The following is a 9,120-nucleotide window of genomic DNA, read 5'->3' on the forward strand; positions in this document are numbered from 1 at the left end:
CCATCCGGATCACGACTGGATCGCCCAACGGGACGCTGGATGAGTGGGCGCGCACAACAAATATTCTAAAACAATCCCAACTATTCTTGGTCGACTAAAAAGTATCATCAAGTAAAGGAATGTAACGTGTAATATCTAGTCAGAATTTTAGTGCACTATATTTTTACCGGTATCGAGATGAACTGCAAGGATCCTAAAGCTCGTCTTCCGAGATCCATTGAACCAACTTGGTTGACAATAAAATGGATTGAACAAGGGATTAATTTATCGGCATTTCTTGCTGAATGTAGATACGTCACGATACAAGAATCGCCCTGAAGTCATTCACATTCGTAAGAGTCGGTCCGGTTCGGACGAGGTTGTCGAGCCTGTCGAAAAAACTGTAGCTGTCGTTCAAAGCCAGAAAACTGCGTGCGTCATGTCCCAAGACGTCTGCTCGTGCAAGTGTATCAGGCCCGATGATTGCTCCCGCAGCATCTTCGGTGCCGTCGATACCGTCGGTGTCAGCTGCAAGGGCATGGATGCTTTGGTCACCCTTCAACGCCAAGGCAAGAGACAGCAGAAATTCGGTATTTCGCCCCCCCTTGCCAGGAGAGTTGTTGCCGATGGTCACGGTCGTTTCTCCTCCGGACAGGAGAACAGCGGGTCTATCGACCGGCTTTCCGTGTCTGGCGCATGAAAGAGCGATACCTCCCATAACGGTTCCCACATGCCTTGCTTCGCCCTCGATGGCATCTCCGAGTAGTAACGGCGTGACCCCGGCCGTGAGTGCCACTTCCGCGGCAGCACTCAGTGACATACTCGGGGTTGCTATCAGGCGAAAGTCCGGTTCCATTCCGGTCTGAGGCTCCGAGGGACCTAGAAGGATTTGGCGTGCCGTTCGCGGTAAATCGGGTCCAAGCCTCTCGACTAGATGAGAAAGATCCTCGTGGGCGGTCGGATCGGGTAAGGTTGGCCCGGAGGCAATCGAAGCAGGATCATCCCCTGGGATATCCGAGATTGCCAAGGTGACCACGCGAGCCGGTCTCGCCGCTCGTGCCAGTCCGCCACCTTTTATCAGAGAGAGTCGCCTGCGGATCCGGTTTATGTCTTCAATTGACAGCCCGGATTTCAGGAGCAGGCGGTTGACCTGGACCTTGCCCGCCAGCGTCAAAGGCGGTTTGGGAAGCGGCATCAGCGCTGATCCACCCCCGGACAATAGCGCCAGGACGAGATCATCGGGCCCAGCCTCGCATGCGGTCTTGAGGATCGCGCGCGCGGCGGCCGCACCTGTCTCATCAGGCACGGGATGTGACGCCTCCAGAACTTTCACTCGTTCAGTCGGTACGGAGTGGCCGTAGGGCGTCACGACGACACCGGAAAGGTCGACTTCCGGCCAGGCGAGTTCCAAGGCTCGCGCCATCGACGCCGCGGATTTTCCGGCCCCGACGACAACGCACTTTCCTTCGGGTTTTTCTGGCAATTTCTTTGCCAAAACTCTTGCTGGATCTGCCGCTGCGATAGCCGCCTCAAACAATTGGCGCAAAAACGCGTGCGCTTCCGGACTGTTCATGGTGGTCAGGCGTTGTCGATGCGGATAGCTTCACACACCGCATCCGTGACGTCCTGGGTTGACGCCTTTCCGCCGACATCCGGCGTCAAGACACCGTCGGCACACACTTTCTCGACTGCGCGCATCAGTCGGCTCGCCGCGTCCGGTTCGCCAAGGTGATCCAGCATCTGGGAGGCTGTCCAGAAAGTTGCGACCGGATTGGCGATCCCCTTGCCGGTTATGTCAAAAGCAGACCCGTGGATCGGCTCGAACATGGAAGGAAAACGGCGTTCAGGATCGATGTTGCCAGTTGGGGCGACGCCAAGGCTACCGGCCAGGGCACCGGCAAGATCTGAAAGAATGTCGGCATGAAGGTTGGTCGCAACGATCGTGTCGAGGCTTCTGGGATTCTTTACCATGCGAACGGTCATCGCATCGACGAGCATCTTGTCCCAGGTGACATCCGGAAAATCTTGTGAGACTTCGGTTGCTATCTCGTCCCACATGACCATTCCGAAGCGCTGCGCATTGGATTTGGTCACGACTGTAAGGTGCTTACGCGGGCGGGACTGGGCAAGTCGGAATGCGTACCGCATGATCCGGGTCACTCCGACGCGCGTGAATATAGCGACTTCCGTTCCCACTTCCTCAGGGAGCCCTTTGTGTGCCCGACCGCCATGGCCGGAATATTCGCCTTCCGAGTTTTCTCGAACGATTACCCAGTCCAGATCCCCAGGGCCAACCCCTTCCAGTGGCGAGGAAATACCCGGCAGGATTTTTGTTGGCCTAACGTTCGCGTATTGATCGAATCCCTGGCAGATCGGCAGTCTAAGGCCCCACAAGGTGACATGATCCGGCACGTCCGGCGCACCAACAGCACCGAAAAAAATCGCATCAAATCCTTTCAGCTGCTGCGTACCGTCGTCCGGCATCAATGAACCTGTTTTCTTGTAGCGATCGGAGCCCCAGTCAAAATGGGTCACATCCAGCGAGAAGCCGCCGTCGCGTCGTGCCAGCACATCCAAAGCCTGCAACCCAGCATCAATAACCTCCGGCCCTATACCGTCCGCGGGAATGGCTGCGATCTTGTAATGTTTCATGGTTTCTTTCTGAGCCTCAGAGAATGTTTGGAACCGGATGGATCGCCGGATTTTTCTGGAGCGCTGCCTGATTTACGCTCGAGACAGACGCGTTCAAACTTCGATCAGACGTTAGGAGGTATTTGCTGGACGGCTCAACGTACATAAGATTATATACAAAGCTGCAATAATTGAGATTAATGATCCTGCCGTGAATATCTATCAGATCAGATGTTTTCTCAGTGTCGCGGATACGCTGCATTTCGGCCGTGCCGCACAGTCCATGGACATGCTGCCAGCTTCCCTAGGACGGCAGATCAAAATCCTTGAAAACCAGCTCGATACAAAACTCTTTTTCAGAACAACCCGCAATGTCTCGCTGACGGCCGCCGGGAGCGCTATTCTGGAAGATGCCAGGTCATTGGTCGCACAGGCGGATCAGCTGGAAGAAAAGATCAGAGCCATCCGGAAAAGTGAAAAACCCCTACTCCGGGTCGGGGCGATCGACAGCGCCTCTGCGGGACTGATGCCTCAACTCTTGCAGTTCTTCCGTGCCGAACACCCGGACATTGAAGTTCAACTCTTTGAACAGAAGACAATCCACCTACTACCCAAGTTGTTAAGCGGAAGCCTTGATATCGCATTCTGCCGTCCGCCGGATATACGCGATCCCCGAATTAACTTCCGGACACTTTTCTACGAAACAGCCGTGGTTGCGTTGCCGGAAGATCATATCTTAGCGAAACAGAGTGAAATCGTCATCGAGGATCTGGCAGATATTCCCCTTATCGTTCCGGATCGCCGGTCCAGGCCGCATTCGCATGACCTCACGATCAAGTTGTTTATGGACGCCGGACTGACGGCCCGCATCGCTCAGATTGCGGAAGAAAAACACACGATTGTCAATCTTGTTGCCACGGGTACCGGTCTGGCGATTGTTCCTCGCTGGACAGCACGCATCGCCATACCTGGCGTTCGTTTTCTACCTCTTTCAATTCCACCCGGAGCAACGCGGTCGAAGCTCATATTGGCCGCCGCCTGGACCCGTGGAACGAGGGATCAGCAACGGGACGCCTTGCTGGACGTTTTGGACAGGAACCTGCAAACCATTGAAGACAGCGCCTGATAATAACGAAAAATAATATAATCTTCATAGCATTCTCTGCAGTCTCGTTCTTCTTCATGCTGCACCCAGTGGCATCGCGTAGATCCATAGCAATGCCAAAGGAAAACATGGGAGGAAACATGTCTATCAGGATTTCATCAGCCGCGGCCCTGCTTGCTGGCGCACTTTGCGTTATGCCTGCCAGCGCACAGGACAAGGATGGCTGGCCAAGCAGTGTCACGATCGGAACCGGCAGCCAAGGCGGCACCTATTTCGGATACGGAAGCGGGTTCGGAGCCATGATCAGCGAGGCACTGGGTATCAATGCCGGCGCGGAAATCACAGGCGGCCCTGTTCAGAACGTAACGCTTGTCGAAACCGGTGAACATCAGCTGGGCTTTGTTACGCTCGGCCCTGCCGATGAAGCCCGCAAGGGTGAAAGCCCGCTCATGCCGGGCGTGCCGCATGAAAACGTCCGTGCGCTGTTCCCAATGTATCAGACACCGCTTCAGGCTGCGGTTCTTGCAAGTTCGGACATCAAAGGCTTTGCAGACCTCAAGGATGGTGTGCGTGTTGGCGTCGGCCCGGCCGGCGGCACGTCGGCGACCTATTGGACACGCTTCTTCGAAAATACAGACAGCGGTGTCGTCATCAGCAATGCCGGAGGTGCCGATACGGCGGGACAGCTCAAGGACGGCCTGATCGATGCGTTCGTCTATGCCGCCGGATTGCCGACCGGAGCCTACGCACAGCTGGCAGTCGAAAACGACGTGCGGTTCTTGTCGATGGATGACGAAACGCTAGCCAAGATGATGGAAATCGTGCCTGCGATGCAGCCGTTCCTCATTCCGGCGGACACCTACGAAGATCAGCCGGAAGGCCTGCAGACGGTGTCGCTCTGGAACTTTGCAATTGCGCACAAGGACATGCCCGAAAGCCTGGCCTATGAAATCACCAAGCTTGCGATGGAAAACCATGAGCGCATGGTCCAGAACCATGCAGCCGCCAAGGAAACGCTCCCTGAAAACGTGGTCAAGAACACGGTCATTCCATTCCACCCGGGCGCGATCCGCTGGTTCAAGGAAAACGGATACGACTTTCCTGGCTTCAACCGGTAAGCCTGTCCTTCTTCGCTAGAACGCACGGGCGGTTGAACCTGCTTCTCCGCCCGTGTTGCGTTTCCAATCCCACGCCAGAGCAGCCAGAACATGACCTCATCGCCGAATACACCGACACAGAATGAAGAAAAAGTTCACGCGGCGTCTTTGATCGAAGAGCAGACCGCACGCGCACTGGTGGATGAAGAGCCGATATCTGGTAATCAGCGTAATTTCACCGGCACTCGCAACGCAATCGTTGCCTGTCTGTGTGTGGCTTACACGGTCTTTCATCTACTGGTGATGAATGTGTATCCGCTGGAAACCTGGGCCTATCGCCTCACACATGTTGGCGGAGGGCTGTTCCTAGGTTTTCTATTGTTCGGTGCAACTTCGATGGAAGCCAAGGGACGCACTTCTGGCTCGCTCCTTGCCAACGCAATTCTTGCGGTTGCCGGTGCGGGGGTCCTTTATGGCGCCGCCGGCGTGACAGCTATCTGGATCAATGGCGAAGTGCTGGGAGCGGCTCTTCCACCAGCTTGGGCCATGAGCAGTTTCGGAATGCCTCTCGCCGCCGGGACCGCGCTTGCAATCGTTCACAGCTGGGTCTTTCCGCACACGAAACGGACAAGATTCGCACCGTCAGATGTTCTTCTCGCGGTCGCCGCAGCCGCCTGCACAGCATATCTGATCTTTTTCTCCCGTCAGCTCCAGCTGCGCGCCGGCATGCCAATGGCACTCCCGGGAGACATGTGGGCCGCCATCACGGGTGTGCTATTGATCATTGAGTTGACGCGCCGGTTGGCAGGACTGGCTCTCGTCTTTATAGCTGGTGTCTTTGTTGCCTATGCGTTCCTTGGTCCTTGGCTGCCCGGGATTTTCGAACACCGCGGCTATGATGCGAAGCGCTTCTTCTCCTACATCTTCACGGACAATGGCATCCTTGGTGCCCCGATAGCCATTTCCTCGACCTATATCGTCCTGTTTGTTGTCTTTGCTGCATTCCTGCAGACGACGCGCGTTGGCGAGTATTTCGTGAATCTCGCGTTCGCGGCGGCTGGTCATCGTCGGGGGGGGCCGGCAAAGGTAGCCATTTTCGCCTCGGGCCTGATGGGCATGATTAACGGTACGTCCGCAGGTAATGTCGTGGCCACGGGATCATTGACGATTCCGATGATGAAGCGGGTCGGCTACCGGCCACAGACGGCGGCTTCGGTGGAAGCCGCTGCTTCAACCGGCGGCCAGATCATGCCGCCGATTATGGGGGCGGGAGCGTTCATCATGGCCGAAATCACGGGCATCTCCTACATGGAGATTGTTTGGGCGGCCATAATTCCTGCAATTCTCTACTTCATTTCCATCTACTTCATGGTCGATCTTGCTGCGCAGAAAGCAAACATGAAAGGACTGCCCCGCGATCAGCTGCCGAAGATTGGATCACTTGTCCGACAGATATACCTCTTCACGCCGATTGTGGTTCTCATCTACGCGCTGTTCGCGGGCTATTCCGTGATCCGCTGCGGGACGCTTGCGATGATTACCGCAGCCGTAGTGTCCTGGCTGACACCAAACAGGATGGGACCACGCCAGTTGTTCCACGCGCTCGATATCGGCGCCCGGATGGTGCTTCAGCTCGTGGCGGTATGCGCCACTGCAGGCATCATCGTCGGCGTGATCGCACTGACTGGCATCGGCTCCCGCTTTTCGACCGTATTACTTGCGCTTGCTGATCAGAGTCAGATTCTGGCGCTATTCTTTGCCATGATCGTGTCGATCGTGCTTGGTATGGGAATGCCGACGACAGCCGCCTACGCGGTAGCGGCGAGTGTCATTGCACCCGGCGTGGTGAACCTGGGCGTTGAACCGCTCGTCGCACATCTTTTCATCTTCTACTTTGCAGTCATGTCCGCGATTACGCCGCCTGTTGCCCTTGCTGCTTATGCCGGCTCCGCTCTTGCAGGGTCCGACCCGGTGAAGACCAGTGTCGAGAGTTTCCGAATTGGGCTCGCTGCATTTGTGGTGCCCTACATGTTCTTCTTCTCGCCCGCTATGCTGCTCAATGGCAACTGGTTCGAGATTTCTCATGTAGCCATCACGGCAATCGCAGGCGTCTACCTGTTGTCGTGCGCTGTTCAGGGCTGGTTCTTTGGCCACCCCGGAATGGTTGTCCGCGTGGGACTTCTGGTCGGCGGATTGACAATGATTGCGGGAGGTTGGGTTACCGATACGATCGGTCTCGGTATCGCGATTGTCCTTGCGGTCACCCAGAAGAAGATTGTTCAAGCCAGAGATCTCGCGCACGGGGCGGATTAAATCATGAAAGGGTGACATCACCACCCTTTCATGTTTGCGATGCAGGTATCAAGTGTCACTACCCAAGATGACAGATTGACACTTGATGCGGTAGCCGTAGGTGCCACATCAAGCCATGCTCTGGTAGAATTGGACATTTCTTGCCTTGACACTCCACCACGCTATTCCGATCATACCTATTTCGCCTATGTGCACAGCACAAACCTGCAGAGCATCAAAGCTCGAAACGGCGCTAAATAGCGGCAGATTGGAAATATCAGCTATTTCGCAGGTATTCGCGACAGCACGTTCGGGCGCTGACGAGCAAGAATGGAAAGGAACTGCTCGCCAGCTTTCTGTGTCTTGAAGCGAAGCTACATTGATCCCCAATCTAAGCATTGTGGCAGCTTCTTTCTGGGCCCTACGAATAGCTTTGAACAACCAATTCGGCATGCGCTGCACACCTTGTGGTGAATGATGCGGCTCGACCTGCCCCGATATCATAGTGTTCAATAATGAGCGCTGCATGGATGGTCTTTCACACAGGGTCTACCCAGAGCGTAGAAATTTGGTTAGATTATGCTGTTCCTAAATTTAGCCCGCAATTTTCAAGTCATATTCCTGACCGTATTCATGCTCTATCTGCGTATTAATTCCCCAGAAACTGATGTTTCTCTCACGACAACAGTTATGCCTGAATCATCTATGTATTTTGATTATCGCGCAATTTTCCAGCGACAAATTTCCTACTTTGTAGATTTACTACAAAATTGCTTCCGATCAGGAACTGCCGCACCCAAAGAACTGAAGTGGACTATTTTGTGAAAGTACGGGAGACATTCTTGTCTAACCCAAACAGGGGACTGATCAGACGATCGCTTTTCCTCCAAGGAACAGAAGCCGATATTTTATGACGAAAAAGAGGCAACAAAATTGCTATGAATAAATACATTACAGCAATTATAATATTGGCACTCACTACTTCTACAGAAGCTGGTTCTGTCAAAACAGTTGGTGATTGGGAAAGTAAATGCACGTATGAATATTCAGGGGTGGTAAGCGCTGGAGACGCAGAAAAGATCAGACAGCTTGAAACGTTTGGTTCCGCGGGAGCAACTCTCTGCTTAAACAGCCCTGGTGGCTCAATGTCCGAGGGTCTCAACATATTCGATGTGATCTGGAACAAGCAGATGCGGACGCGCGTCGTCAATGGTGCGAGCTGTGAATCAGCCTGCGCAATCGCCTGGCTAGGAGGCAGCGAGCAGCATGGCACGCTCGCGATCAACGCTCTGAGCCGACATATCGAGGCTGCGGCAACACTTGGTTTCCACGCACCGCAACTGGAGCTGCCTGACGATGCGGTTTACCCTGCAAAAGACGTTGAAAAGGCATTCTTGATCGCACTTTCTGTTGCCGAAGGGGTCTTCCAACTCAATCTGCTCGATGAGGATGCCGCAGATCCGTTGAACAATTACCTATTCGGTCGCATCCTTGCGACGCCGGGCAGCCAAATGCATCGGATTTCCTCCATTGGCGAAGCGTTGATGTCCAACGTTTCAGTTGAGCAGTTGCCATTCCCTGAAAAGATTACCAAGGCCGACATGATCAACCTTTGTGAAAATGCGTACCTTGTAAGTCGGGGCGTGAATTCCGCAATGGGCGGCGTCAACACCTACGTCACCAAACAGCGTGAGAGAGCATCCGAAGGTGAGCGCGTAAAGCTAATAAATGACGAGTATTGGGCCGTCCGACTGGATGGCGCTCGTCGACGTGAATATGGTTGCAATTTAGGCGATCAAGCCTTGGCCGACTTTATCAAAGGAAGAAGCGGAAATGCACTTTGGGTCACACTTTTTTACGTGGATGTTTGGCCGGGCGAGCCTGCGGAACGAGTGTGGGAGGAGTTGGCAGATGGACGAGAAACAGACAGTCCCGACATCGAGATGCCATTCTACGCGCTATATGAGGCGAACACTCCGTTGCGACAACTGGCTGACTAGAGCCCATCCACTTTAT

6 protein-coding genes are annotated in these 9,120 nt (G+C 54.4%); 4 read left to right on the plus strand and 2 right to left on the minus strand.

What is annotated here, in order from left to right:
• Window positions 1-295 precede the first annotated feature (295 nt).
• Both Q666_RS57950 and Q666_RS57955 read right to left on the minus strand, forming a co-directional pair.
• Window positions 296-1,552 (minus strand): glycerate kinase, encoded by a 1,257-nt coding sequence (locus Q666_RS57950; protein ID WP_023001206.1) that lies wholly within the window; start codon window positions 1,550-1,552, stop codon window positions 296-298.
• A gap of 5 nt (window positions 1,553-1,557) precedes the next feature.
• Window positions 1,558-2,631 carry a tartrate dehydrogenase gene (locus Q666_RS57955; RefSeq protein ID WP_023001207.1) on the minus strand — a complete coding sequence of 358 codons (1,074 nt, stop codon included), beginning with the start codon at window positions 2,629-2,631 and terminating at the stop codon, window positions 1,558-1,560.
• 190 nt (window positions 2,632-2,821) lie between these two features.
• Between Q666_RS57955 and Q666_RS57960 the strand changes: the two genes are divergently transcribed.
• The 4 genes from Q666_RS57960 to Q666_RS57975 all read left to right on the plus strand — a co-directional run bounded on the left by Q666_RS57960 (window position 2,822) and on the right by Q666_RS57975 (window position 9,104).
• On the plus strand, window positions 2,822-3,736 hold the full coding sequence (locus Q666_RS57960; protein ID WP_023001208.1) for a LysR substrate-binding domain-containing protein: 915 nt from the start codon (window positions 2,822-2,824) through the stop codon (window positions 3,734-3,736).
• A 119-nt stretch (window positions 3,737-3,855) separates the two neighbouring features.
• Window positions 3,856-4,833 (plus strand): TAXI family TRAP transporter solute-binding subunit, encoded by a 978-nt coding sequence (locus Q666_RS57965; protein WP_031269398.1) that lies wholly within the window; start codon window positions 3,856-3,858, stop codon window positions 4,831-4,833.
• 90 nt (window positions 4,834-4,923) lie between these two features.
• The gene (locus tag Q666_RS57970; protein ID WP_023001210.1) at window positions 4,924-7,125 is read left to right on the plus strand and encodes a TRAP transporter permease; all 2,202 of its coding nucleotides are present in this window, start codon (window positions 4,924-4,926) and stop codon (window positions 7,123-7,125) included.
• Window positions 7,126-8,042: 917 nt separating this feature from the next.
• Window positions 8,043-9,104, plus strand: a complete 1,062-nt coding sequence (locus Q666_RS57975) for a hypothetical protein (protein ID WP_152533437.1) — start codon at window positions 8,043-8,045, stop codon at window positions 9,102-9,104.
• Window positions 9,105-9,120 lie beyond the last annotated feature (16 nt).

The organism is Labrenzia sp. C1B70, from assembly GCF_000475395.1.
Taxonomy (GTDB): Bacteria; Pseudomonadota; Alphaproteobacteria; order Rhizobiales; family Stappiaceae; genus Roseibium; species Roseibium algicola.